Origin of the sequence: Nonomuraea sp. NPDC049750 (assembly GCF_040659625.1) — a bacterium.
In the GTDB taxonomy this organism is placed as follows: domain Bacteria; phylum Actinomycetota; class Actinomycetes; order Streptosporangiales; family Streptosporangiaceae; genus Nonomuraea.
Window position 1 is genome coordinate 184,590 of the sequence record NZ_JBFANB010000002.1, and the last position, 23,368, is coordinate 207,957.

General features: G+C 68.0%; 25 protein-coding genes and 2 pseudogenes. 16 read left to right on the forward strand and 11 right to left on the reverse strand.

All coding sequences use genetic code 11. The annotated features are described in order from the left end of the window. Positions 1-65: 65 nt before the first annotated feature. Entirely contained in the window at positions 66-803 is a 738-nt protein-coding gene (gene dapB, locus AB0J16_RS06085) for a 4-hydroxy-tetrahydrodipicolinate reductase (RefSeq protein WP_358535179.1), read from the forward strand. Between the two features lie 137 nt (positions 804-940). Beyond that, a complete protein-coding gene (locus AB0J16_RS06090; protein ID WP_358535181.1) occupies positions 941-1,426 on the forward strand; it encodes a GNAT family N-acetyltransferase in 486 nt (161 codons plus the stop codon). 65 nt (positions 1,427-1,491) lie between these two features. Here the strand turns inward: AB0J16_RS06090 and AB0J16_RS06095 are convergent, their stop codons facing one another. Continuing rightward, positions 1,492-1,956, reverse strand: a complete 465-nt coding sequence (locus AB0J16_RS06095) for a MarR family winged helix-turn-helix transcriptional regulator (protein WP_357946797.1) — start codon at positions 1,954-1,956, stop codon at positions 1,492-1,494. An 85-nt stretch (positions 1,957-2,041) separates the two neighbouring features. Between AB0J16_RS06095 and AB0J16_RS06100 the strand changes: the two genes are divergently transcribed. Together AB0J16_RS06100 and AB0J16_RS06105 are read left to right on the forward strand one after the other, a co-directional pair. Then, complete coding sequence (locus tag AB0J16_RS06100) at positions 2,042-2,413, forward strand: VOC family protein (RefSeq protein WP_358535183.1); 372 nt, start codon at positions 2,042-2,044, stop codon at positions 2,411-2,413. A gap of 148 nt (positions 2,414-2,561) precedes the next feature. Beyond that, entirely contained in the window at positions 2,562-2,783 is a 222-nt protein-coding gene (locus tag AB0J16_RS06105; protein ID WP_358535186.1) for a S1 RNA-binding domain-containing protein, read from the forward strand. A gap of 76 nt (positions 2,784-2,859) precedes the next feature. On the opposite strand, the gene AB0J16_RS06110 is transcribed toward AB0J16_RS06105, so the two are convergent. From AB0J16_RS06110 to AB0J16_RS06120, 3 genes are read right to left on the reverse strand one after another with little or no spacing between them, the layout of a single operon-like run. Then, positions 2,860-3,735: a 1,4-dihydroxy-2-naphthoate polyprenyltransferase gene (locus tag AB0J16_RS06110; protein WP_358535188.1), complete on the reverse strand. Its 876-nt coding sequence runs from the start codon at positions 3,733-3,735 to the stop codon at positions 2,860-2,862. A gap of 13 nt (positions 3,736-3,748) precedes the next feature. Further along, positions 3,749-4,357, reverse strand: coding sequence for a GNAT family N-acetyltransferase (locus AB0J16_RS06115; protein ID WP_357946807.1), 609 nt, complete (start codon positions 4,355-4,357; stop codon positions 3,749-3,751). A 44-nt stretch (positions 4,358-4,401) separates the two neighbouring features. Further along, positions 4,402-4,920 (reverse strand): CGNR zinc finger domain-containing protein, encoded by a 519-nt coding sequence (locus AB0J16_RS06120; RefSeq protein WP_358535190.1) that lies wholly within the window; start codon positions 4,918-4,920, stop codon positions 4,402-4,404. A 223-nt stretch (positions 4,921-5,143) separates the two neighbouring features. On the opposite strand from AB0J16_RS06120, the pseudogene AB0J16_RS06125 reads away from it, so the two are divergent. Continuing rightward, positions 5,144-5,341, forward strand: a pseudogene (locus tag AB0J16_RS06125) (PHP domain-containing protein); the annotation flags it as partial. A gap of 116 nt (positions 5,342-5,457) precedes the next feature. Here the strand turns inward: AB0J16_RS06125 and AB0J16_RS06130 are convergent. The 4 genes and pseudogenes from AB0J16_RS06130 to AB0J16_RS06145 form a co-directional block, all read right to left on the reverse strand. Then, positions 5,458-5,718 (reverse strand): annotated as a pseudogene (locus AB0J16_RS06130) (SDR family NAD(P)-dependent oxidoreductase); the annotation flags it as partial. Between the two features lie 102 nt (positions 5,719-5,820). Beyond that, a complete protein-coding gene (locus AB0J16_RS06135; protein WP_358535192.1) occupies positions 5,821-6,642 on the reverse strand; it encodes an alpha/beta hydrolase in 822 nt (273 codons plus the stop codon). A gap of 19 nt (positions 6,643-6,661) precedes the next feature. Then, on the reverse strand, positions 6,662-7,231 hold the full coding sequence (locus AB0J16_RS06140) for a DJ-1/PfpI family protein (protein WP_358535195.1): 570 nt from the start codon (positions 7,229-7,231) through the stop codon (positions 6,662-6,664). A gap of 92 nt (positions 7,232-7,323) precedes the next feature. Continuing rightward, positions 7,324-8,067 carry a GntR family transcriptional regulator gene (locus AB0J16_RS06145; protein WP_358535197.1) on the reverse strand — a complete coding sequence of 248 codons (744 nt, stop codon included), beginning with the start codon at positions 8,065-8,067 and terminating at the stop codon, positions 7,324-7,326. Positions 8,068-8,498: 431 nt separating this feature from the next. Between AB0J16_RS06145 and AB0J16_RS06150 the strand changes: the two genes are divergently transcribed. The 10 genes from AB0J16_RS06150 to AB0J16_RS06195 all read left to right on the forward strand — a co-directional run bounded on the left by AB0J16_RS06150 (position 8,499) and on the right by AB0J16_RS06195 (position 19,129). After that, positions 8,499-9,851 (forward strand): extracellular solute-binding protein, encoded by a 1,353-nt coding sequence (locus AB0J16_RS06150; protein WP_358535199.1) that lies wholly within the window; start codon positions 8,499-8,501, stop codon positions 9,849-9,851. An 80-nt stretch (positions 9,852-9,931) separates the two neighbouring features. Then, positions 9,932-10,798 carry a sugar ABC transporter permease gene (locus AB0J16_RS06155; RefSeq protein WP_358535202.1) on the forward strand — a complete coding sequence of 289 codons (867 nt, stop codon included), beginning with the start codon at positions 9,932-9,934 and terminating at the stop codon, positions 10,796-10,798. Further along, entirely contained in the window at positions 10,798-11,709 is a 912-nt protein-coding gene (locus AB0J16_RS06160) for a carbohydrate ABC transporter permease (RefSeq protein WP_358535203.1), read from the forward strand. Before AB0J16_RS06155 ends, AB0J16_RS06160 begins: the two co-directional genes overlap by 1 nt. Beyond that, positions 11,709-12,776 (forward strand): ATP-binding cassette domain-containing protein, encoded by a 1,068-nt coding sequence (locus AB0J16_RS06165; protein WP_358535205.1) that lies wholly within the window; start codon positions 11,709-11,711, stop codon positions 12,774-12,776. Before AB0J16_RS06160 ends, AB0J16_RS06165 begins: the two co-directional genes overlap by 1 nt. After that, a complete protein-coding gene (locus AB0J16_RS06170; protein WP_358535207.1) occupies positions 12,776-13,852 on the forward strand; it encodes an ABC transporter ATP-binding protein in 1,077 nt (358 codons plus the stop codon). Before AB0J16_RS06165 ends, AB0J16_RS06170 begins: the two co-directional genes overlap by 1 nt. Before the next feature lie 35 nt (positions 13,853-13,887). After that, entirely contained in the window at positions 13,888-14,052 is a 165-nt protein-coding gene (locus tag AB0J16_RS06175) for an FAD-linked oxidase C-terminal domain-containing protein (RefSeq protein WP_358535209.1), read from the forward strand. A 76-nt stretch (positions 14,053-14,128) separates the two neighbouring features. Next, entirely contained in the window at positions 14,129-15,589 is a 1,461-nt protein-coding gene (locus tag AB0J16_RS06180) for an NAD-dependent succinate-semialdehyde dehydrogenase (protein WP_358535211.1), read from the forward strand. Next, positions 15,586-15,948, forward strand: a complete 363-nt coding sequence (locus AB0J16_RS06185) for a hypothetical protein (protein ID WP_358535213.1) — start codon at positions 15,586-15,588, stop codon at positions 15,946-15,948. Before AB0J16_RS06180 ends, AB0J16_RS06185 begins: the two co-directional genes overlap by 4 nt. 1 nt (position 15,949) lies before the next feature. Next, positions 15,950-17,185 carry an iron-containing alcohol dehydrogenase gene (locus AB0J16_RS06190; RefSeq protein WP_358535215.1) on the forward strand — a complete coding sequence of 412 codons (1,236 nt, stop codon included), beginning with the start codon at positions 15,950-15,952 and terminating at the stop codon, positions 17,183-17,185. Positions 17,186-18,676: 1,491 nt separating this feature from the next. Then, on the forward strand, positions 18,677-19,129 hold the full coding sequence (locus AB0J16_RS06195; RefSeq protein WP_358535217.1) for a VOC family protein: 453 nt from the start codon (positions 18,677-18,679) through the stop codon (positions 19,127-19,129). Between the two features lie 185 nt (positions 19,130-19,314). Here AB0J16_RS06195 and AB0J16_RS06200 read toward each other — a convergent pair whose 3' ends face one another. Continuing rightward, positions 19,315-19,782, reverse strand: coding sequence for an integrase core domain-containing protein (locus AB0J16_RS06200; RefSeq protein ID WP_358535219.1), 468 nt, complete (start codon positions 19,780-19,782; stop codon positions 19,315-19,317). Between the two features lie 137 nt (positions 19,783-19,919). Further along, complete coding sequence (locus AB0J16_RS06205; protein ID WP_358535221.1) at positions 19,920-21,773, reverse strand: PHB depolymerase family esterase; 1,854 nt, start codon at positions 21,771-21,773, stop codon at positions 19,920-19,922. A 245-nt stretch (positions 21,774-22,018) separates the two neighbouring features. On the opposite strand from AB0J16_RS06205, the gene AB0J16_RS06210 reads away from it, so the two are divergent. Next, complete coding sequence (locus AB0J16_RS06210; RefSeq protein WP_358535223.1) at positions 22,019-22,489, forward strand: MarR family transcriptional regulator; 471 nt, start codon at positions 22,019-22,021, stop codon at positions 22,487-22,489. Positions 22,490-22,723: 234 nt separating this feature from the next. Here the strand turns inward: AB0J16_RS06210 and AB0J16_RS06215 are convergent, their stop codons facing one another. Beyond that, complete coding sequence (locus AB0J16_RS06215; protein WP_358535225.1) at positions 22,724-23,311, reverse strand: transposase; 588 nt, start codon at positions 23,309-23,311, stop codon at positions 22,724-22,726. Positions 23,312-23,368 lie beyond the last annotated feature (57 nt).

Genomic DNA, 23,368 nt, shown 5'->3' on the forward strand with positions numbered 1-23,368 from the left:
GCCGAGGCGCGTGTGACCCTCCTCCCCGGAGGGTCCGCGCGGTTCGGCAGGTATAGGGTTGACCTGTGATTAAGGTAGGTGTGCTGGGCGCGCGTGGTCGCGTGGGCGTCGAGGTGTGCAAGGCGGTAGAGGCGGCTCCCGACCTGGAGCTGGTGGCGGCGCTCGACAAGGACGACGCCATCGAAGGGCTCCAAGGGGCAGAGGTGGTCGTCGACTTCACCCATCCCGACGTCGTCATGGGCAACCTCGAATGGGCGATCGCCCACGGGATCCACCCGGTGGTCGGCACCACCGGCTTCGGCGCCGAGCGGCTCGACACCGTGCGCGGGTGGCTGGCCAAGTTTCCCAGCACCAACTGCCTGATCGCCCCCAACTTCGGCATCGCCGCCGTGCTCATGATGCACTTCGCCCAGATGGCGGCCAAGCACTTCGACTCCGTCGAGATCGTCGAGCTGCACCACCCCAACAAGGCCGACGCGCCGTCCGGCACCGCCCGCCGCACGGCCGAGCTGGTCGCGGAGGCGCGCGCCAAGGCCGGGATGGGCCCGATGCCCGACGCCACCTCCGCCGAGCTCGACGGGGCGCGCGGCGCCGACGTCGGCGGCGTCCACGTCCACGCCGTACGCCTGAGCGGGCTGATCGCCCACCAGGAGGTGCTGCTGGGCGGCGACGGGGAGATCCTCACGATCAGGCACGACACGATGAGCCGCTCGTCGTTCACCCCGGGCGTGCTGCTCGGTGTGCGCCGGGTGCGCGAGCTGCCCGGCCTGACCGTCGGCCTGGAGCCGCTGCTCGACCTCTGAACACACGTCATGCCCACGACCTGACCCGGGTCATGGGCACGACGTGAGGAGGGGATCCCGGCACCGCACAGCCGAGCCTGTGCTCACCACATTAATATCCAGGGGCGCGAGCAGGCCGAACATGAGAACGTGTCGGCATGGCGCGATGGGTCGAGCCGGGGGAGCTGCCCGGACTGGTCGATGTGGAGCTGGCGGCCGACGGGCTGTTCGAGCAGGTGGGGATCGTTTTTCCGCCGGGGACGACCATGATCGAAGAGGTCACGGATCCGTCCGTCGTGCTGGTCGAAGGGGAGCCGCCTGCCGGGTTCGCGCTGATCGGCTGGGTCGACGGCAACCTGCACCTGGACCAGCTGGCCGTACACCCGTCGAGGATGCGGCAGGGGATCGGCGGGCGGCTCGTCGCGGCGGTGCGCGACCACGCGACCGCGAGCGGCGCGGCCGCGGTGACGCTGACGACCTACCGGGATGTCCCCTGGAACGCGCCCTGGTACGCGCGGCACGGCTTCTCCGTGCTGCCCGAGCCGGAGTGGGGGCCGGAGCTGCGGGCGCTGGTCGAGCACGAACGCGAGCTGGGCATCGAGGTGGCGCCGCGCGTGGTCATGCGGTCGGTCGTGGCAGGTTAAGCCGTGGCAGGTCAGGCCGTGGCGGATGCCGTGACAGATGCCGGGCCCGGTCGAGTCGTGGCGGGTCAGACGCCGAGCTCGTCGGCCAGTCGCTTCAGGTATGAGGCGAACTGCCGGCGGTCGTAGTCGTCCCACCCCACGGTGAGCTCGTCGAAGGCGCGGCGCTGCCACTGGCGCGAGCCCGCCAGGAGATTCTCGCCATGCGCGGTGAGCTGCAGCGACGCGCGCCGGCGGTCGTATTCGGACGAGGCGCGGGCCAGGTAGCCCGCCTTGGTGGCGTCCTTGACGATGCGGCTGGCCCCGGAGTGGTCGAGACCGAGCTGATGGGCCACGGTGCCGACGGTGGCCTCCTCGGTGGCGTCGTTGCCGGTGTCGACGGCCTCCACGGCCAGGATGTGCTGCACGTGGCGGGTCTCCCCGGTCTGCTCCTCCGAGGCGCTGTTGATCCACCGGCGCGACCAGAAGCGCACCAGCCGGAAGAGCGCGGGACCGCCGTCGCCGTCAGCGGGGGTAACGCCGTGCGCGTTCATGCCCACACTGTACCCCCGGATGGATGCGATATGCACATATAGTGTGTGCGAATCGCATATATTGTCTCTCGTGAGGGTAGGCGACATGTCCATCGTCCTGAACCATCTGATCGTCCCGGCGGCCGACAAGACGGCCGCCGCCACGTTCCTCGCCGACCTGCTCGGGCTGCCGGTCTCCGAGCCGTCCGGTCCGTTCGTGCCCGTCAGGGTCAACGACGACCTGGCGTTCGACTTCGACGACCGGCACCAGGTCCAGCCGGGCCACTACGCGTTCTTGATCGACGACGACACCTTCGACGCGGTGCTGCGCCGCCTCCAGGAGTCCCCGTCGATCTCGTACGGCTCCGGCCCGGGCCACGGCTGGGACCGCGAGATCAACCACCTCGGCGGCGGCCGTGGCGTCTATGTCAGGGACCCCAACGGTCACAGTTACGAGCTGTTCACGGCCGTCCCCTAGCGGAGTAGGGTGGCGACCGTGACTGCCGGGTCGGCCAAGTGCCATGACGAGACGGGGCGCCCGGTCACGCCTTGATCACCGAGCGGGCCCGTGGCCCGCCGCCTCTCGCGTACCCCCAGCGGAGATCGCAGAGGAAGGAGGTGATCGCATGTCCAGTGCTTGGGAAGGCTTCACCGCGCGGCACACCGTCGGTGACGTGCTCGACGGGCGAGTGGCCAGTGTCTTTCCGTTCGGCGCCTTCATAGAGGTCGCCGGCGGCATCCATGGGCTGCTCGTCGGGCCGGAGCAGCGACAGGTCGGGTCGAGCGTCTCGGTACGGATCGCCGAGGTCGACCATGACAACCGGCGGCTGAGACTCACCGCGAGCTGAGGCTGATGGCGCGTGCGGGGGCCCTTACCGGCCCCCGCACGTCGCGTAACCGCCTACAGGGTGACCGACCGCAGAGCTACAGGGTGATCGCGAGGCCGAGGGTGAACAGCAGCCCGTACGCCAGCTGCAGCTTGCCGGTCTGCTGCAGGACGCCGATCAACGCCGGGCCGACGGCGCCGTTCAGGACCGTCTTGACCGGCGCGATCGCCAGTGGCGCGGCGAGCACGGCCGCCGCGGCCAGGGGGGCGACCAGGATCATGGCCAGGGCGATCACGAACGGCACGATCAAGCACGTCGCGTACAGCGTACGAGTGCGCGCCGCGCCCAGCACGACCGCCAGCGTCCGCTTGCCCGACTCGCCGTCGGTCGCCACATCGCGCAGGTTGTTCACGACGAGCATGGAGCACGACAGGAGCCCGATGGGGATAGAGGCCACCAAAGCGGCCCAGGACAGGTGCTCAGTCTGCACGTACGCGGTGCCGACCACGGGCACGATGCCGAAGAAGACGAACACCGCCACCTCGCCGAGCGCGCGGTAGCCGTACGGAGACTTGCCGCCGGTGTAGAACCAGGCGGCGGCGATCGCGGCGGCGCCCACGAGCAGGATCCACCACGCCTGGGTGGCCAGGACCAGGATCAGCCCGAGCACCGCGGCGACGCCGAAGCAGCCGAGCGCGGCCGCGAGCACCTGCGGCGGCGTGGCCACCCGCGAGCCGACCAGGCGCATCGGGCCGACCCGCTGGTCATCGGTGCCGCGGATGCCGTCGCTGTAGTCGTTGGCGTAGTTGACGCCGATCTGCAGCGACAGGGCCACGAGCAGCGCGACGATCGCGCGCCACCAGACGAAGCCGTCCTCGCCGATCGCCACGCCGGTGCCGACCATGACGGGCACGATGGCGTTGGGCAGGGTGCGGGGACGTGCGCCGGCGATCCACTGGCCGGGGGTTGCCATATCGACGAATCCTCTAGCTGATGTCGGTGGTGAGCCTGACCATGCGGATAGGACGCCCCATGTCGAGCACGCGCTCGGCCATGTCCTCGCCCCAGCCGGCCGACTCCAGGAAGCCCAGCACCGCGTAGTTGTCGGCGAACACCCAGGTGACGATCTGCCGGAAACCGTCCTCCCGCAGGTGGTCGACGGTGGCGTTGAGCAGCCGGCTGCCATGCCCGCGCCGGACGAAGTCGGGATCGACCAGCAGGGTCAGCATCTCGGCGACGATGGTCGGGTCGAGGTCGGGGTCTTCGGCGGGGGCGTGTGAGGCCAGGCCGACCACCCGCTCACCGCCGCGCGGCGTGGCCAGGGCGGCGCTGCCCCCCACGCCCAGAGCCGGGAAGCCCTCGGTGTCGAGGATGGTCTCCACCGCCACCAGCACCCGGTGCATGGGTGTGGGCGGGGCGACGATCGCCTCGTCCCACTGCCGCAGCCACATCTTCTCCGCCGCGGCCCCCGTCATCTGCTCGAGCGGCCCCTCGGGGAGGAACTCCCGATAGCCGTAGCGCCAGGCGCGGATCTGAGTGTTCGCAACCTGGAGCACATCCTCGCGCCGGGCCGCCCGGACGCCTACGTCTGCCATCTCGGCCCGCTCCTTCGCCTGCCGTCCATGCCACAAGGCACGAGTTACACCGTATCGGTGTTTGAGCCTTGGAGATGACGCGAACCCTGCTTCCTCGCCCGGTAGGCGCGCGTTTTGGTGCGGTTGCCGCATACCCGCATGGAACACCACGAGCGTGATCGGTTCTTCGAGGAGTCGATGAACGCCCACTGGCACATGCTCTCGGCGCAGACCTTCAGCCGGTGCCACGACTGATCCGTCACGGCGGCGGCGATCCTGGCCAGACCGCCCCGGACGCCGTCCTCGACGGGGATCAGATCCGGGGTGGCGCCGACGCGTACCAGCAGCGGAAAGGCCAGCAGTCCGGGCATCTCCGGAGTTTCGCGTCTTAACCCCATCCGCAGGACTTCCCGCAGGGTGAGCGCGGCGGTGAGGTCCTCGTCGGTCGCGCGGTCGCGCGTGCCGATCAGACCCCGCTCCCGGAGCCAGATGGCCAGCTCGGCGGGTGAGGCCAGCTCGTCGGCATCGGAATCGAGAGCGTAGGTGTTCACGAAGTCGCGCACGAGCTCCGCGGGCGCCAGCATGTCACCACTGTACGGCAATAGCAGGTTGCGCCATCATGGGTCCCATGATCGTTCGCACCTGGCGGGGCTGGACCCGGGAGTCCGATGCCGCGGCCTACGAGGACTACCTCCTGCGCACCGGATTTCCCGGCTACACCGAGACGCCGGGCAACCGCGGCGCCTACTTCACCAGGCGCGCCAGCGGGGACATGCCCGAGTTCTTCCTGATCTCGCTGTGGGAGTCTGCCCGTCGGGTGAGGTGCAGACGAGGCTGCGGCTCGGGCAGTACGACGAGGCGCCCAAGGCTGCCGCGAAATACCAGGAGATCTTCGGCAAGGACAACTTCTACCTGGAGATCATGGACCATGGCCTCCACATCGAGCGCCGGGTCCGCGACGGCCTGAGCCGCATCAGCCGAGACCTTGCCATCCCGCCGCTGGTGGCTGAGAAGGCCGATCCGAGCGGGTTCTTCGCGTTCAAGAACCAGCCGGTAGACAAGCGACAACAACACCTAGCGATGGTCGCAGTCGCTGGCTTGATCATGCAGCAAACCCCAGTTCAGAGTACGAAACCGTATTTCCGAGCGGGACACGATGTCACGCTAGGCCAGACGCTGACCTGCACGATCGCGCCGGACCGCCGTGCCCGCAGGTGGGGAAGGGCGGCGCGGGTCAGCGCCGCGGGGCCGAAGAAGTGGACCTCGAACAGGGCCCGCTGCTCGGCCTGGCCGGTTTCCTCCACGGCACCGACGTGGCTACGTCCGGCGTTGTTCACGAGGATGTCGATGCGACCATGTCGAGCGATGACCTCGGCCACTGCCTCGTCATGGCTCGGGTCTCGGGGAGGGCGCTAGCTTCTGCGCGGATCACGCCTGCTTCAAGCTGATCTGCTTGAGCACGGGCTGCGGACCTGTCGCAGCAATTAGTGACCTCGTTCCCGGCCGAGGAAGCACGACAGGAGCCGCCTGAAGTCGTGCGGGTGCTCGAGCGCCGGCACGTGCCCGCATCGGCCGAGCACGTACAGACGGACATCGGCCAGGTGTTCGAGCAGGGGCAGGGCTGCCGTCCCGAGCGGGGTGACTCGGTCCTCGGCGCCGTGGACGAGCAGCACGGGCGCGCGGACCCCTGCCAGCGTTTGCGCCGAGAGGGTGAGCTCGTCGGCCCAACGTGCCCTAGGTGGAGGGAACAGCGACGCGAATGCGGCCGCCCCCGCTCGCATCGCAGCCGCACGGGCAGCGACGGCCGACTCGGTCACGAGCGCTTGGTCGAGGACGAGGCGACTCAGCATGTCTCGTGCCCCGAGCGGGCCGGCGGGGGCGGCCCAGATCGCGTCGAGCTCGGCGGACAGCGGCGCCCCGGGGGCGCCCATCGTCGAGACCGCCACGACACGGGTGACCTGCTGGGGACGCGCGGCCGCCAACGCCAGCGCCACGGCACCGCCCATGGAGTGACCCACCACGGCGTAGTGCTCGACACCGAGAGCATCCATCAGGCCCGCGGCCTGCTCCGTCCACAGCCGGAGCCCACCCCTGGAGCCCGCCGGGATTGGTGTACGGCCGAACCCCGCCTGGTCAGGAGCCACCAGGTGCCAGGACGTGCCCAGCGCCTGTGTCGTCGTTGCCCAGGCGCCGGATCCGGTCGTACCGGGTCCGGAGCCGTGCAGCATCAGCACCGCGGGCCCGGTGCCGCTCTCCAGGACGTGGACGGGGGAGCCCTCGACTGTGACGGTCCGAAGTGCCGTCACCGGGACAGGTCAGGTGTGCTCATGCCGATGCGGAGTTGATGGACTTCGAAAAGAGCTCCATCATCGCCCTGCCGAATTGCGGCATGTCGGGCCACCCCCGGCAGGAGACGAGGTTGCCGTCCACGACGTCGGGAGCGTCGACGACCGTCGCGCCCGCGTTCTCCATGTCACCGGTGATGGGGGGGAAGCACGCCGTCCTCCGACCCTTCAGTAGCCCGTACACAGCCGGCACCTGCGCGCCGTGGCACACCAGGGCAATCGGGAGGTCGCGCGCGAAGAAGTGCTCGGTGATGCGCCTGACGTCGGCGTCGACCCGGATCCACTCGGGGGCACGTCCCCCAGGGATGATAAGGGCGTCATAGCGCTCGACGTCGACCTCGGCCCAGGGCACGTCGACCGGCAACTTTCGGCCGTTCTTCTCCACGTAGGCGTCGGAGTTGGGGTCGAACTCGTGGATGACCAGCTGAACGTCACGCATCGTCCGTGACGAGACGTCAACGTCCCAGCCGCCCTCCTGCACGCGATAGTAGGGATACATGGTGTCGAGCTCCTCGGCGGCGTCGCCGGTCAGGAGCAGCGCTCTGGGCACCTGCTTCTCCTCGCATCTGAGGCGGGTGAGGTGGATCCAATCCGATCCGATCCGATCCGATTGCGTTAGCATTCCTCGGCCCGGCCCGCCCGTCAAGCCTCCACTGCCATTCCGTCCGCGCCCTCGGCCTCGTCGAACAACCGTCGGAACCGCTCGCCGGACAGCAGGATGTGCCGACGCATGGCGTAGGCGGCGGCGTCGGAGTCACGCGCGGCGATCGCGGCCACGACTTCTTCGTGCTCGGCCATGGCCAAGTGAGTGACCTGGGTGTCGTGGAGAAGCCGGAACAGGTGCACGTGTGTGTGCAGGCGAGCGAGCGCTTCGCGGATGACCTGGTTCTCCGCGCTCAGGGCGACGAGATCGTGAAAAGCGGCGTCGCGCAGCCCGAAGGCGCCATAGGCCATGGGCCCATCGCCCCCCTCCAGCTCCGCCATCTCCTCCAGCAGTCGTCGCAGGTCGGCCACCTGCTTCGAGGATGCGCGTTCTGCGGATCTGCGCGCCGCCGCCGGCTCGAGGAGCAGGCGGAGCTCAAGCATGTCCTCGAAGCGGTGACGGGTGATTTGGGGGGGAATGCGATAGCCGGCATGGGGCACACGCACGACCAGGCCCTCGGCCTCCATGCGGTTCAGAGCGTCTCGGATCGGCGTCTGCGAGACCCCCAGCTCCCGCGCCAGGACGTCGATCGTGACGCGGGAGCCAGGCTCGATCCGTAGCGACATCAGCTGTCCGAGCAGCGTGTCGTACACCTCGTCGGCGAGCCGGCCGCGAGATCTTCCCGGCGGCATTCCGTCCGTCGTGGCCCCACGGCGCCGCGCGATCGTCGCTTCGTCGTCCATCGTGACGTGAGGTCCTTTCTTGCGTTTTCGGGAACCTGTTGACATCGGTCGCAACGCTCCGGGATGTTGACGCTCCCACTCGGATCGTATAGGAAAGGTGGCGGATGCCAGCCATCCTTCACCCATCGCGGAACCGCCCGCCATCGCTCCGCTTCGGTTAGTTGGAGCTCCTATGAGCATGCTCGACGTCCTACTCGATTCGCCACCGGGCCGCACAGGGACCGAAGGACTTCTTGACTGCTTGAAGCCCCATTACGTCGCGGCGTACTAGTGACGCCGGTCTGCGGGTCAGCCCCTGCGACAGCCGGCAACACGTCTGAACAACCCAGCAACTGCTCGGCGAAGCACGCAGCAAGGCTCCAGAGGTCCCCACCCAGAAAGCAGGCAAGAAGATGCGGTATCCGAAGCGAATAGGACTGGCGGCGGCGGCCATGTTAGTGGCCACGACCATGGCGGCTTGCGGTCAGGACGACGGCGCGGCGAGCGCCCCCAAGGCACCGGCGACTATCCCGGAGCTCACCAAGGACCCGCTGACCCTCAGCTTCGTCTGGTTCGACTGGCCCCCCGCCCACGCGCTGGAAGCCTTCGCGAACGCGGAGTACACCAAGGAGCGGTCGAATGTGACCATCAAGGTCAACACCGTGCCGAACGCGAACTGGCACGACGCGATATTCACCCAGTTCGCAGCGCACAAGACCGACTTCGACATCCCGATCCTGGACTCGCAACACATCGGCGAGGCCGTGACGAACGGCAACATCCTCGACATCACCGACTTCGTCAAGAAGAACATCGACGTCAAGGCCTACAACCCGTACCTCCTGGCGGCCTACGGCCAGTTCCCCCAGGCGGAGACCGGGAAGCGCGACGAAAACGCCAGCCTGTACGGACTGCCGCTGCTCGGCGACACCTGGACGATGATCTACCGCAAGGACCTGATCGGCGAAAAGCCACCGCAGACCTGGGACGAGATGATCTCAGTCGCCGAGAAGTGCCAGGCGGACCACCCCGGCGTCAGCGGGCTGGCTTTCCACCAGGCCAACGGCTCCGACGCCGCGGCCGTGACCTACAACACGGTCAACGGCATCTACGGCGGCAACCTCTGGGACTCCAAGACGCGCAAGATCCAGGGCGTCCTCAACGACGCTGCGGGCCAGGAGGCGATGGACGTCCTGGTCAACAAGATGAAGCCGCTGACCGCCAAGGGCTCAGGCAACTGGTTCATCGACGAGGTGAACGCGGCGGTCGCCCAGGGGAAGGCATGCATCGCGTTCAACTGGATCGCCGCGAGCGGCGGCCTGCTCGACCCGAAGCAGTCGACGCTCGGCACCACGCGGGAGCAGATTCTCGACAAGCTGGGTTTTGCCCCCCTGCCGAGCCAAAAGACGAACCTGGTGCCTCTCGGCGGCATGGGGATGCACGTGTCGGCCTACTCCTCCACGACGAAGCAGGCGGAGGCCCTGAACTTCATGAAGTGGTTCGAGCAGGCTGACATCCAGAAGAAGTGGGCCGCCGCCGGCGGCGTGCCATCGCGTACGGACGCCCTGGAGTCGCCCGAGTTCCTCAACGCCCAGCCGTTCAACAAGGTGTACACCGACTCGGTTCCGCGGATGCGGGACATGTGGAACGTCCCCGAGTACGCGCGCCTCGTCGACATCGAGAACACCAACGTGAACGCGGCTCTCAACGGCGCGAAGAAGCCGAAGGACGCGCTCGACGACATCGCCAAGGAGCAGCAGGGCGTGCTCGACTCCAGCAGCCGCAAGGGCGGCGGCGGACTGTGAGTAACCCCGTCCCTCTGACGACCGACCACCCCGGGCAGGTGGCGTCTGCGACGCCGCCCGCACCGGGTTGGTCCCGCCACTTGAGCGACCGCCGGCTCACCGTGGCCTTCATCTCCCCCGCGTTGCTGCTGTTGCTCGCAATGTCGGTGTTCCCGCTGCTGTGGGCGTTGTACCTGTCTTTCACCGACTACTCGGCCACCCGCGGGGGGCCCGCCCATTTCATCTGGTTCGAGAACTACACCGCCATCCTGTCTTCGGCGCAGGTCCACCTGAGGACCTTGACGACGTTGATCTACGTGATCGGCGCGGTCACCCTGCAGACCGTGCTCGGTTTCACCATCGCCTACCTGATCTCACGGCGCACGCACGGGCGAGGACTGCTGACCACTCTGTTCCTGGTTCCGATGATGCTGTCGCCGGTCGTGGTCGGGCTGTTCTGGCGATTCATGCTCGACGCGCAATTCGGCGTGATCAACAGCATGCTCAGCTCGCTCGGCCTGGGGCAGGTGGAGTGGCTCACCCGGCAGCGAACAGCATTGATTTCCCTGATCGTGGTCGACACCTGGCAATGGACGCCGTTCATCATGCTCATCGCACTCGCGGGCCTTACCGCGGTCCCCAAGTACTTGTACGAGGCCGCCTCGATCGACCGGGCGTCCGAGTGGTTCCGGTTCCGCACCATCACTCTTCCGCTGGTGTGGCCGCTGCTCCTCATCGCTGTGTTGTTCAGGGCCATCGAGGCCTTCCGGCTGTTCGACCTCGTCTACATCCTCACCAGCGGAGGTCCGGGGGTCTCCACCGAGACGTTGTCGTTCCACGTCTACAAGGTCGCGTTCCTGGGTTTCAACACCGGAACCGCGTCAGCGTACGGGATCCTCATGGTCCTCATCGTCATCGTCCTCACGCAGCTCTACATGCGCTACTTGAACAAGCTCAAGGAGGACTGATGGGCGTATCTGTCGACGAGACCGTGTCCACAGGTCCTGTCCGGGATCACACGCCCCCCGCGCGCCGCCTTGGCGGCCGGGGCCGCTCCGTGCTGGAGGTCGCGCTACTGACCGCGCTGGCCGTCGTGATGCTCTTTCCGGTGCTGTGGATGATCGAGACGTCCATCAAGGAGAACCGGGACGTCTACGCCATCCCGGCCAAGTTCTTCGACTTCAAGGTCACTATGGACCATTTCAAGGACGTGTTCTTCGCCTCCGGCGGCGGTCGCTCGGCCTTGTCCGTCTCGTTCCTCAACTCCGTCGTGGTCGCCGGGGTCTCCACGGTGCTGGCCACCGTACTGGGGGTCCCGGCGGCCTGGGCCTACTCACGCTTCGCCGTGAAGGCCAAGAAGGACCAACTGTTCTTCATCCTGTCCACCCGCTTCATGCCGCCCGTGGTGGTCGTGATCCCGATCTTCCTCATGTACCGCCAAGTCGGACTCTTCGACACCAAGCTCGGCCTGATCCTCATCTACACAGCGTTCAACGTCCCGTTCACGATCTGGATGATGAAGGGGTTCGTCGACGAGGTGCCCGCGGAGTATGAGGATGCCGCCATGCTCGACGGCTACACCCGCTTGCAGGCGTTCTGGCGATTCACCCTTCCCCTGCTCGTGCCCGGCATCGCCGCGACGGCGGTCTTCGCACTCATCTTCTCGTGGAACGAGTTCGTGTTCGCCATCTTCCTCACCTCCAGCGACAACGTGCGGACGGCCCCGCCCGCCATCGCCGGCCTCATCGGTGGAACCACTGTGGACTGGGGTCTCGTGGCCGCCGCCTCAGTGGTGTTCGCCCTACCGGTGCTCGTCTTCGCCTACCTGGTGCGCAAGCACCTCGTCGCCGGTGTGACGCTCGGGGCGGTGCGACGCTGATGGCGGGCATCGAGGTGACCGCCCTGCACAAGCGCTACCCGGACGGGACGGTCGCAGTCGATCACGTGGATCTGTCCATCGGGGACGGCGAGCTGTTCGTGATGCTCGGCCCTTCGGGTTGCGGCAAGACGACCACGCTGCGGGCCATAGCCGGCCTGGAGAGGCAGACGACGGGCGACATCCGCATCGGCGACACGCTGGTCAACGACCTGCCGCCCGCCGAGCGCGACATCGCCATGGTGTTCCAGTTCTACGCTCTCTACCCGCATCTGAGAACCCGCGACAACCTGGCGTTCCCCCTGCGGGCCGAGGGACTGCCCAAGCCGGAGGTGCACGAGCGGGTCGAGGAGGCCGCCCGGCTGATGCGGCTTGGTCCGCTCCTGGACCGGCGACCGCACCGGCTGTCCGGCGGGGAGCAGCAGCGCGTTGCGCTTGCTCGCGCCCTGGTGCGACGACCGCGCGCATTCCTCATGGACGAACCTCTCACCAATCTGGACGCGGAGCTGAGGGCGGACATGCGCACGGAGATCAAGCACCTGCAGGGGGAACTGGGGACGACGTTGGTCTACGTCACCCACGACCAAGTCGAGGCGATGTCGCTCGGTCACAGAATCGCCATCCTCAACAAGGGCCGCGTCGAGCAGATCGGCACGCCGCTGGAGGTCTACGACCGTCCGGCGAGTCTTTTCTGCGCCGCGTTCATCGGCTCCCCGCCGATGAACCTGATCGAGGTGGAGGTGGCCGACGGGAAGTTGCGCAGTCAGAGCGGACTGGTCCTCACGCCACCGCCAAGCCTGCCGCGCGACCGTTGCCTGGTCGCAGGCGTCCGGCCGGAGGCGCTGGAAGTCACGGAACCAGGGGAGGAATGTTCGGTCCCGGCCCGCGTGGTCTCGGCGGAGTGGCTGGGCGACGAAATCATCTACGTGGTTGACCACGGCGGCCAGCGCGACGTACGGGTTCGGATGCCACCGACTGTCCGTTTCGCTGCTGACGCACCGGTCGGGCTGCGGCACACCGGCGGGCCCCCGCCGGTCTACGACGTGAGCACGGAAGAGCTGGTGGCCTGATGGGAACCGTGGCAGTGCACGGGCTGTGCAAGTCCTTCGGTAAAGTCCAGGCCCTGGACGGGGTGACGCTGGACGTGCCGGACGGCTCGTTCTTCGTCGTGCTCGGGCCCTCCGGGGCAGGCAAGACGACGACCCTGCGAGCGATCGCCGGCCTTGAGAAGCTTGACGCCGGGTCGGTGCATCTGGACGGGAGGGACGCGACCGGTGACGCCCCGGCCGCACGCGACCTGGCCATGGTCTTCCAGAGCTACGCCCTCTATCCGCGACACACGGTGTACGAAAACATCGCTTCGCCGCTGCGGGCACGCCGCTGTTCTTCGAGCGAGGTCGCCGCTGCCGTCGAGCAGATGTCGAGCCTGCTGCACATCGAACGTCTGCTGCAGCGTCGTCCCGCGCAGTTGTCGGGCGGTGAGATGCAGCGTGTCGCCCTGGCCCGGGCGCTGGTCCGTCGCCCGCGCGCGTTTCTCATGGACGAGCCGCTGACGAACCTCGACCTCAAGCTCCGCGTCGAGATGCGCACCGAGCTCACCCGCATCCACCGGAGCCTCGGGGGAACCTTCGTCTACGTGACCAACGACCAGGTCGAGGCCCTGTCCATGGCCGACCAGGTCGCGGTCCTCAAGGAGGGGAAGGTGCAACAGGTCGGAACGCCGACCGAGGTGTACGAGCGTCCAGCCAACCAGTGGGTCGCAGGCTTCGTCGGGAGCCCGCCGATCAGCCTGCTCGCCTGCCACGCCGAGGGAGATCGTCTGCTCGGGGCGGAAGGCTGGACGCTGCCGCGGCCCCGCTGGACCACGGCTGAGGACGGTCGTCCGCTGCTGCTGGGCCTGCGCGCAGAGGACCTGTCCGTCGAGCAGCGTGGGAACGCGTCGTTGTCGGGTGAGCTCTACGGCCTTGAGCCGCTCGGTGACCGAACGGTGGTCGACGTCCGAGTGGGGACGGAGATCCTCAAGGTCAAGGCACGACCCACCGTCACCGGTACGCCGGGCGAGCGGCTGCTTGTCACGGTCGACCTGGACCGTGCGCACCTGTTCGATGCGGGCACCGGGCTGGCGCTGTCCGAGGCTGGGAGGTAACCGCGCAGGGCGGCGACGTCAACATGCGCCCGCACGTGGCAATCGAGCCTCGGCGGACCGTCACCGGTGAGCACGGCCTGACGACGCTGAGGCAGCCATGGCCCGAGAAGGCGATCGGTGGCGCGGGGCGTCGCCCTGCGGCCAGGGCCAAGGCCACGTTCGACCCGCTCGGCAACCTCGACCCCGACGAGGTCGTGTGACCCGTTCGTCAACGCGCGTGGCGCGATCGCTGAGGTCACGCTGGACATCACCAAGAACATCACAGGAGGCGACGCAATGAGTGACCCGATGAACGTCCTGGCCCCCGAGCACCGGCGGCTCCGGATTGGCGACGCCTGGCGCGACGCCGCCAGCGGAGCCACCTTTGTCGTCGAGGACCCGGCCACCGGCAAGACCATCGCCGAGGTGGCGGACGCCGACGTCGTTGACGGGCTCGCCGCTCTGGACGTGGCGAGCAAGGCAATGGCGGAGTGGGCGGCGACCCCGCCGCGAAAACGGTCAGAGTTGTTGACCGCGACGTACCGGGCACTGACCGAGCGATCCGAGGAGGTCGCTCGGCTGATAACGCTCGAGATGGGCAAGCCGCTCGCCGAGGCCCGGGGAGAGGTGGCCTACGGCGCCGAGTTCTTCCGTTGGTTCGCCGAGGAGGCGGTGCGCGTCGAGGGGCGCTACAACACCGCTCCCGCTGGTGGATATCGCATCCTCACCGTGCCGAAGCCGGTCGGACCGTGCGTCTTCGTGACGCCCTGGAACTTTCCGTTGGCCATGGGTGCCCGCAAGATCGCTCCTGCGCTGGCGGCGGGCTGCACGACGATCACCAAGCCAGCAGCCCAGACGCCACTCACCATGCTGTTCCTGGCCCGCATCATGGAGGAGGTCGGCGTTCCCCCGGGCGTCGTCAACGTCGTGACAACCAAGCGTGCCGGCGAGGTGGTCTCAGCACTGCTAGCCGACCGTCGGACCCGCAAGCTTTCGTTCACCGGGTCGACCGAGGTCGGGCGCGTGCTGCTACGACAGGCGGCGGACAACGTGCTGCGCACCTCCATGGAACTGGGCGGCAACGCGGCCTTGATCGTGTGTGCCGACGCGGACCTGGACGTCGCGCTCGACGGTGCCATGGTGGCCAAGATGCGCAACATCGGGGAGTCCTGCATCGCGGCCAACCGAATCTACGTCGAGGAGCCGGTGCGCGAGGAGTTCACGGCGCGCTTCGCCAAGCGGATGGGCGCGCTCTCGGTGGGCCATGGTCTCGACGACGGCGTGGACGTCGGGGCGTTGATCGACGAGGCCTCGGTCACCAAGATCGACGAGCTCGTCGCCGACGCGGTCAATCGCGGCGCCCGTGTCTTGGTGGGCGGCGAACGTCCGGATGGGCCGGGCCACTTCTACCCGCCTACGGTCCTCGTCGACGTGCCCGAAGACGCGCGGATGCTGGAGGCGGAAATCTTCGGCCCGGTGGCGCCGATCATCTCGTTCACGTCCGACGACGAGGTAATGGCGAAGGCCAACGACACCGAGCACGGCCTGGTCGGATACGTCTTCACCCGTGACCTCCAGCGGGCGCTCCGGTTCACCGAGGGGCTAGAGACGGGGATGGTCGGCATCAACCGTGGTCTGATCTCGGACCCGTCAGCTCCGTTCGGAGGCGTGAAGCAGTCCGGGATCGGCAAGGAGGGATCGCACGAGGGCATCCTTGAGTACCTCGACGTCACCTACGCGGCGATCGACCTACCGTGACCGGCCTGCTGCTCCGGGTGCCCGCCGAGGATCACCGCGCCCTGTGCACACATGACCTGACCCGCCTCCACCCGTGGGGCGGGACCCGGGCCATGGTCGGCACGAATCCGCTGGCACCCGGGGACGCCGTCGACTCCGCCGGTATGCGCGCCACAGACGCGGCCGCGGCGGTGGATGGGGCGATCAACCCTTTCGGCCTCATCGCGATGGACCCGAGAGCGCCCGGGCACGACCGAGTCTGGGAGCCTGGCGCGCGCCTGCGCCACCCGGCAGCCGACCTTGCCGACGCCGTCCCAGTCTCGCAGGTGACCTGGACGTCCGCCCAGCAAATCTCCGCCGACGTTCCAGAGAGGCACTGACATGCTTGAGACCGTCCGCGGACCACGCCAGCTGATAGTGGGCGAAGGGGTCGCGCAGAACATCCCACGAGTGGTGGCCGAGTGTGGCTCGCGAGTCCTCATCGTGACCGACCGGGTTCTTCTGGGGCAGCCGGGCGTGGCCGAGATCGTGGCCGCCGTGCGGGAGAAGGTCGAAGTCGTCGGGGTGTTTGCCGACGCGACTCCGGACGTGCCACTCGCCGATGTCGCCCTGGCCGTCTCGGTCGCCGCAGAGGTGGACGCCGACGTAATCCTCGCCATCGGGGGTGGCACGGTGATCGACCTCGCCAAAATCGTCGGCGTCATCCGGCGCCACGGTGGGACGCCGCGCGACTTCTACGGCGAGTCGAAGGTGCCGGGGCCGACGATTCCTCTCGTCGCGGTCCCGACGACGTCAGGCACCGGCTCCGAGCTCACGCCCGTCTCGGTGTTGACCGACCCGGACCGCGAGCTGAAGGTGGGGGTCTCCAGCGTCCACATCGTGCCCGACTTCGCCATCGTCGACCCCGAGCTCACCTACACCTGCCCTGCGACCGTCACTGCCCACTCCGGCATCGACGCGTTTTGTCACGCGGTGGAGAGCTACACCGCGCGACCCCGGGCCCACGGACCGCGCGACCCGGTGGAGCAGGTCTTCCTCGGCCGCAACCCGATCACCGATCACTACGCGCTCCTGGCCGCGGAGCGGATCGCCCGCAGCTTGCCCCATGTCGTCAGGGACGGAGGCGACAAGGACGCGCGCGCGGACATGTCCTATGGGTCCATGCTAGCCGGGCTCGCATTCTCCCACGCAGGCAACGCGGCTCCGCACGCCCTCCAATACCCCATCGGCGCAGCCACCCACACGCCGCACGGCCTGGGCGTCGGGCTGCTGCTGCCCTACGCGCTGGACGCGGCCAGGGATGCCATCGGCGACCGGTTGGCCATCCTCGCCGGGGTGTGCGGGCTCAACGTGACCGATGCCTCGGATGCCGAGGCCGCAGATACGTTCCTCACCTGGCTCGACGGGCTCCTTGCCGACATCGGCATCCCTACCACCTTGGCGGACATCGGCGTGGCACGCGCCGACCTCCCGCGCTTCGCGGAGATGGCCAGTGGCGTCACCCGATTGATCCAGAACCATCCAGGCCCGACCGACGGCGCCAGCCTGACCGCGATCCTCGAAGCGGCCTGGATCGGGGACCGGACCCGACACGGCCTGACTCCGGAGCAGAGATAGTGACGGTGCGCCTGCTGAAAATTACATCCATGCAGGTCAAGCGGCATATGAGTAATCGTGGAGGATGCCGGCGAGCCGGTCTCGCCGGCGTATTTTCAGGTCGATGATCCGCTCGGGATCTGTGATCGGATCGGGGACGGGACGCAGCGGGGCGGCAGGACTGCATCCATCGCTCCATGATCGAGTTCATTCGCGGCATCCGGATGCCGGTGAGTACGGCCTGGATACCACTGGCGCTGGCCGCTGAGCGTGACGGTCTCGATGAAATCGCAGGCCAGCATGGCGTCGGCTTGCGAGCGCAGGAAGTCGGCTCACGTGGTGGAAGCCCGCTCGGGCACCGGATCGGCCGCCGGTACTTGACGCTCGCCCGAACCTGCGGGTCGGCGCGGCGTTCGGTGATGGTGTCGTTGCGGCGGCGTCTTCCCCGCCTAGGTTGCCCAGGTTCGACAGTGGGGTTGAACCGCGATGCGGCTGGCAACACGCGAGTCCCGAATCTTGTATGAAAACGCTGTGACCTGCAAAAACATAGGGCCGTCGCATGTAAAGAGGGAGGCGAACGGCTCGCCCGCGAGGAGCGGGTCTACCTGGCCGACGGCCGGCTGGCGAAGGCGACCACAGGAGTGCTCCGACCGCGACCAGGCGGCCACCCAGCTCCGGGAGCACCTGTGGATCGCCGAGGAGATCGACTACCAGTAGCTCGGCCCGAGGGGCCGCGGAACGCGGCCCCTCTCCTCACGGTTCACGCTTTCCCGGGAGATGCTTACATGGCGCTCAGCCCACCTCCCTGCCCGACCTGATTGCCGCCCTGACGGGCTTGCGCAGCTACCCCGCATCCCGCCACGCCGGCAGCGCCCCCTGACGTGTCAGCGCCCAGGCGTCGGCGGATCTGCGACGCACGCTTGGCTTACTGGGCAGGCATAACCGCGTACCCACTGCCCAGCGCAACGCAGGGCCGAAGCCGTCGCTGATCTGGGATCGCATGTACCGCGGACAACGGTCTTTCGCCGCCTCACGCAGAGGCGACGGCCAGGCCCTGGTGAGAATCGCGGACGGCTGCGGTCTTGTCGGTTATCCGAGTTGCCGTGCACGCATGTACGGCCAAAAAAGATGGCGTCCTATAGGGACCGGCCACCGAGGGTCACCAGCTTCGGCCTGGCGAGGTGGAGGTGCGCACCTTTGACGGGCGCGTGCGCGCCTTCGACCTTCCGAAAGTCGGTGTCGAGCGGGGCCGGTGGAGGTATGACGTTCGTTGCCTGACTAACCCCCATCCGGCCGGGTATGACCCCCTTGCGCGAGAACGGCGTACGACCGATCCGGCCGAGGGGGACGGCGATGGGGCGGCAGGTCTGGTCGCGCTGCGCGTGGCCGACTCGTACGAGACCCGTGACGCCTTGCAGCGAGGCCGCTGCCGAGGTCGCCCACTGGGATCGGGACGCCCTGGAGCCGACCCCGCCCGCTGGGCGCACTAAGCGCACCACAACCTGTGAGGGGATGAGCATGGTCGACCGCGAACAGCTGCCCGTGCCCGTCGAGGGGCTCGTAGTCACGCACTTTCTGACTGTCCGGGACGTGGCCCGCTCGCGCGCGTTCTACGCGGACGTCCTGGGCGGCGAGGTCGTCCTTGAAGAGAACCCGGCGATCGTGAAGGTTGCCAACACGTGGATCATCATGAACCCCGGCGGCGGCCCCACCCCGGACAAACCGGACGTCACGCTGCGGGCGCCCGAGCCCGGCGACCCGGTGACCGCGTTCATGAACGTCCGCGTCGCTGACATCGCCGCCTTCCACACGCACGCGACGTCGCTCGGCGCCCGGTTCCTCACCGAGCCGATCGACCGCAAGGCCGAGATCCGCTGCTACATGCGCGACCCGGACGGGCACCTCATCGAGGTCGGCCAGGCCACCGGCATGCTGCACGACGTCTACGCCGACCCGCCCGCCTGATCCCGTCCGGCCGGGGACGGGTGCGAGCGGCGCATGCCGAGGTCAGTGGATCATCCGCGCACAAGCCAGGCGCGGGAGTCGCACCACGGCGTGTCCGGCGCGGGCAGGCTCGCGGCGTCCGGGTTCGCCTGGACGTTCACCAACACCGCCGACTCTGCGCCTGCCGAAAATTTCATCCATGTAGGTCAAGCGGCATGTGAGTATTCGTGGAGGACGCCGCCGAGCCGGTCTCGTCGGCGTATGTTCAGGTCGATGATTCGTCCGGGATCGGTGATCGGGTTCGGGGCGGGACGCAGCGGAGCCGCTTGGTTTAGGGCTTGGTGGGCTCGGTGCCGGTTGTAGAAGTGTTCGTACTCGCGCAGGGCGTGCCGCAGGTGGCTTTCGTTCCATGCGAGGCAGCGGTCGAGAAGCTCGGGGCGGCACGATTGGACCCATCGCTCCATGAGCGAGTTCATCCGCGGCATTCGGATACCTGTGAGCACCGTCTTGATGCCGGCCTCGGCGAGAATCTCGTCCATGAGCGCCGGGAACTTCCCATCCCGATCGCGGAGCAGAAAGCGTGCCCGGCAGCCCGCATCGTCCAGGTCCATCACCAGGTTCTTGATCGCCTGTGTGACCCAGTTTCCGGTGGGGTGAGCGGTGGTGCCGAGCACGTGGACGCGTCTGGTGGCCTGCTCGATGACCGCACGATGGCGGTCCGCAGCCGGTTCTCCCGCGGCGCGGATCCCTTGATCACGGCCCGGTCCCACCTGTCAATGACGGGGCCGTGATCAGGGAAGCGCGCTGACGGTCAGGCGCAGGTGTAGCCGGACGGCAGGGCGGCGTTGCCGTCGGGCCTGCTCGCTTGGAAGCCGAAGCTGGTGGTGCTGGCTCCCGGCGCGAGCGTGCCGTTGTGGCTGAGACTTCTGGCCGTGACGGTCTGGCCGCTGGTGGTGATGGTGGCGTTCCACGAGCCGGTAAGGGTGTGCCCGGCCGGCAGGGTGAAGGTGACGGTCCAGCTGGTGATCGTCGAGGTGCTGGTGTTGGTGATGGTCAGCGGCTGGATCACATACCCGTTCCCCCACTGGGACTGCACGGCCGGGGTCGCCGAGCAGGCACCGGTCGTGCCTCCCTGAGTGGTGATCTGGACAGTGTTGGAGACCGGTGAGACGTTACCAGCGGCGTCGCGCGCCCGGACCTGGTAGCGGTAGGTGGTGTTCGCAGTCAGGCCCGTGTCGGTGAACGAGGTCGTGGCCGAGGTGCCGACCTGGGTGAATGTGCCGCCCATCGCGCCGGTAGCGCGCAGGATGTCATAGCCGGTTACACCGGTGTCGTCAGTGGAGGCCGTCCAGGTCAGGCTGGTGCCGGTTGTGCTGGTGTCCGAGGCGGTGAGCCCGGGCGGGGCGGTCGGCGGTGTGGTGTCGCCTCCGGTGGCGGCCGTGGTGAAGGTGGCCGGCGCGGAGTTGCCCGACAGGTTGCCCGCGCCGTCACGCGCCCGTACGTACACCTGGTATTGGGTGTTGGCACTCAGCCCGGTCAGGGTGATCGAGGTGGTGGTGGACTGGCCAAGCTGCGGGTCGTTGGTGCCCTGCTCCCGGTAGACGTTGTAGCCGGCCAAGCCGGAGCCGCCCTGGTCGGTGGACGCGGTCCAGATCAGCGTGGCACTGGCGGCGGTCACGTTGGACGCGACCGGGGTGCCTGGCGTGGTCGGCGGCGTGGTGTCGGTCGGACTGGTGGTCAAGCCGAAGAACTCGATGGCGTAGAGTCCCATACCGCTCTGCGGAAGAGTATGCCCGGCGCCCTGGATGCTGTACGCCTCCACCTGCGCGGTGCCGGACAGATTGGCGTATCGGCTGCGGTTCCAGTTTGCCTGCGGGGTGTCGGTGCTGGTCGGGGTCTGGCTCAGCCCGAACACATTGGTCCACTGCTCGGTCGACTCTCGCAGCAGCGAGTAGGGCACGAGGGTGTCGCTGGTGCCGTGCCACAGCTGCATGCGCGGGCGGGGGCCGGAATATCCCGGGTACGCCTGGCGGACCGCATCGCCCCACTGCTGGGGTGTTCGGTCCATGCTCCCGCCGGTGCACCTGCTGCTTCCGGGCGGGTAGTCGGAGGCGCCGGCGAAGCAGTTGAACGGCACACCCATGAAGGAGGCCCCTGCCTTGAACACGTCCGGGTAGACGGCGAGCATGTGCTGGGTCATCATGCCGCCGGACGAGCTTCCAGTGGCGTAGACACGGTTCGGGTCTCCCTGATAGGTCCGCTCGACATAGTCGATCATTGAGATGATCGAGACCGGATCGCTGCCGCCGCCGCGCCGCTTGGCCGCGTCCGACCAGGTGTCGAAGCAGTTGCCGAACCCTGCCGACTGGGTGGCGGTCGGGTAGATGACGATGAAGCCATATCGATCCGCCAGCGAGGCGAACTCACTGCCCTGGTAGAAGCCGGGACCGGAGCCGCCGCAGCCATGCATCGCCACCACGATCGCCGGCGAGGCCGGGTGCGAGTCCGGCACATAGACGTGCATCCGCATGTTGCCCGGGTTGTTGCCGAAGCTGGTCACCTCCACCAGGGTGGCGGCGACGGCCGGCGATCCGAGTACCACGGTCATGACGGCAAAGAGCGCCGCGGCGCAGGCACGAGCCAGCACCGTGGTCAATCGTGTCATTCGTGCTCCTCCTCTCCATAGCCGCGGCGCGCCGCGGACCGGTCCGCCGCGTATTGACATCGGTTGCTGGAAAATAGAAGAGCCACAATCCACCGTCAATGCACGCTGGGTGTGCATGTCCGCCAGTTCATCTGGCAGGGAGCTGTTTCCCCTGGCTATCAAGTAACTTGTTATCAAGGTCCTTGATAACGTTCTGGGAAACTTACATTGGAGCCCGTTCTGACGGGGCGCGATATCGTCTCCTGGTGACCGATCCGGGTGTCCCCGCGGCCGCCGCGCCCGACGCACCGCCGCCCCGTGTGAGCTACCTGGTGTTCCGGCTGGAACGCCGCATCCGCGCCTGCCTGGATGAAGCGCTCGCCCGGCACGGCATGACGACCACCGGATACATGGCGCTCAGCGAGCTGCGCCTGCGCGACGCCCCATCCTCGGCCGACCTGGCCCGCATCGCCTTCGTCACCCCGCAGGCGATGAACCTGGTCATCCGCGATCTCGAACAACGCGGCCTGATCCGCCGCGACCCGCATCCCCGTGGCGGCCGCGCTCTGCGCACCCGCCTTACCCCAAAAGGCCTGAACACCCTCCAGCGATGCGACCGCTCCCTCGACAGCATCGAAGCCATCATGCTCGCCGAGATCGACGACCCGGCCCGCACGACACTCGCGGAAACGCTCACGCTGTGCGCCCGAGCCCTCCACCCGGACACGCGGCCCTGATCCCAGTCCTTCGCTCGCAGAAGCCACCACCGTCGCCCTGGCCATGCTGTGGTCCGTGGCCATCCACGGGCCACAGCGCCGGACTCGACCAACCGCAGAAGCGATCGAATCGGGACTCCTGCGAGTACGGCACTGCACCGGCAGGAATTCGACGGAGACACACCCCGCGGCAGTTCAAGCGCTGGTCCTATGGGATGTGGCCCGGTCCCCGCCTCCGCGCGGGGACCGGGCCGATCACCCCGAGGGCCGCCTCCAGTTTGGCCTCAGCGGACGGCGAGGTCGAAGCTGCCGATTGCGGCCTTCTCCTGCTGGTAGATGCGGACGGTGACGGCGTTGGGGTCGTTTCCGCAGTGTCTCCCGGCCCGTAGGCGCTGATGGTCTGGCCAGCAGGTGCGGGGCAATACCGGCGAGTTCTTCCAGAGCTGCCCGTACCGCCTCGGTGATCAACTCCAGCCGGGTCAGATCGCGTACCGAAGCCAGCACGTGGGTGGAGTCGGTACGCTGCGTGGTGCGCTCGCGCACGAGCCCGGCATCTTTGAGACGGGCCAGCGCGAGGTCCAGGAGGCGGTCGGCGCGATCGCCCTGGGCGAGACGGTCACGGAAGTCAGCTATCACGCTGTGGTGGAAGCCGGGATCGTCCAGCTCCAAGGCCAGGGCGTATTTGAAGTCGATGCGGCAGCGGACCGCCTCGGCAGCCTGCCGGTCCGACAGATCGAGCAGGAACTGCAGCACACTGACGGTGGCAAGCTGAGCGGGCGAGACACCGGGGGCGCCCATCGCGCGGGTACCAGTCGGCGAAGTCTTCGTCGCACCACAGCTCATCCAGCAGGTCTCTCACCCACATAGCCGTCGTACCGCCCGGATTGCTCGCCCGCGCGA

What these genes read in the sequence shown, in the direction of transcription:
- AB0J16_RS06090 (WP_358535181.1), top strand. Translation starts at nt 941, where the DNA reads ATGGCGCGATGGGTCGAGCCGGGGGAGCTGCCCGGACTGGTCGATGTG.
- AB0J16_RS06095 (WP_357946797.1), bottom strand. Translation starts at nt 1,956, where the DNA reads ATGAACGCGCACGGCGTTACCCCCGCTGACGGCGACGGCGGTCCCGCG.
- AB0J16_RS06100 (WP_358535183.1), top strand. Translation starts at nt 2,042, where the DNA reads ATGTCCATCGTCCTGAACCATCTGATCGTCCCGGCGGCCGACAAGACG.
- AB0J16_RS06105 (WP_358535186.1), top strand. Translation starts at nt 2,562, where the DNA reads ATGTCCAGTGCTTGGGAAGGCTTCACCGCGCGGCACACCGTCGGTGAC.
- AB0J16_RS06110 (WP_358535188.1), bottom strand. Translation starts at nt 3,735, where the DNA reads ATGGCAACCCCCGGCCAGTGGATCGCCGGCGCACGTCCCCGCACCCTG.
- AB0J16_RS06115 (WP_357946807.1), bottom strand. Translation starts at nt 4,357, where the DNA reads ATGGCAGACGTAGGCGTCCGGGCGGCCCGGCGCGAGGATGTGCTCCAG.
- AB0J16_RS06120 (WP_358535190.1), bottom strand. Translation starts at nt 4,920, where the DNA reads ATGCTGGCGCCCGCGGAGCTCGTGCGCGACTTCGTGAACACCTACGCT.
- AB0J16_RS06145 (WP_358535197.1), bottom strand. Translation starts at nt 8,067, where the DNA reads ATGGACGACGAAGCGACGATCGCGCGGCGCCGTGGGGCCACGACGGAC.
- AB0J16_RS06150 (WP_358535199.1), top strand. Translation starts at nt 8,499, where the DNA reads ATGTTAGTGGCCACGACCATGGCGGCTTGCGGTCAGGACGACGGCGCG.
- AB0J16_RS06160 (WP_358535203.1), top strand. Translation starts at nt 10,798, where the DNA reads ATGGGCGTATCTGTCGACGAGACCGTGTCCACAGGTCCTGTCCGGGAT.
- AB0J16_RS06165 (WP_358535205.1), top strand. Translation starts at nt 11,709, where the DNA reads ATGGCGGGCATCGAGGTGACCGCCCTGCACAAGCGCTACCCGGACGGG.
- AB0J16_RS06170 (WP_358535207.1), top strand. Translation starts at nt 12,776, where the DNA reads ATGGGAACCGTGGCAGTGCACGGGCTGTGCAAGTCCTTCGGTAAAGTC.
- AB0J16_RS06180 (WP_358535211.1), top strand. Translation starts at nt 14,129, where the DNA reads ATGAGTGACCCGATGAACGTCCTGGCCCCCGAGCACCGGCGGCTCCGG.
- AB0J16_RS06190 (WP_358535215.1), top strand. Translation starts at nt 15,950, where the DNA reads ATGCTTGAGACCGTCCGCGGACCACGCCAGCTGATAGTGGGCGAAGGG.
- AB0J16_RS06195 (WP_358535217.1), top strand. Translation starts at nt 18,677, where the DNA reads ATGAGCATGGTCGACCGCGAACAGCTGCCCGTGCCCGTCGAGGGGCTC.
- AB0J16_RS06205 (WP_358535221.1), bottom strand. Translation starts at nt 21,773, where the DNA reads ATGACACGATTGACCACGGTGCTGGCTCGTGCCTGCGCCGCGGCGCTC.
- AB0J16_RS06215 (WP_358535225.1), bottom strand. Translation starts at nt 23,311, where the DNA reads ATGAGCTGTGGTGCGACGAAGACTTCGCCGACTGGTACCCGCGCGATG.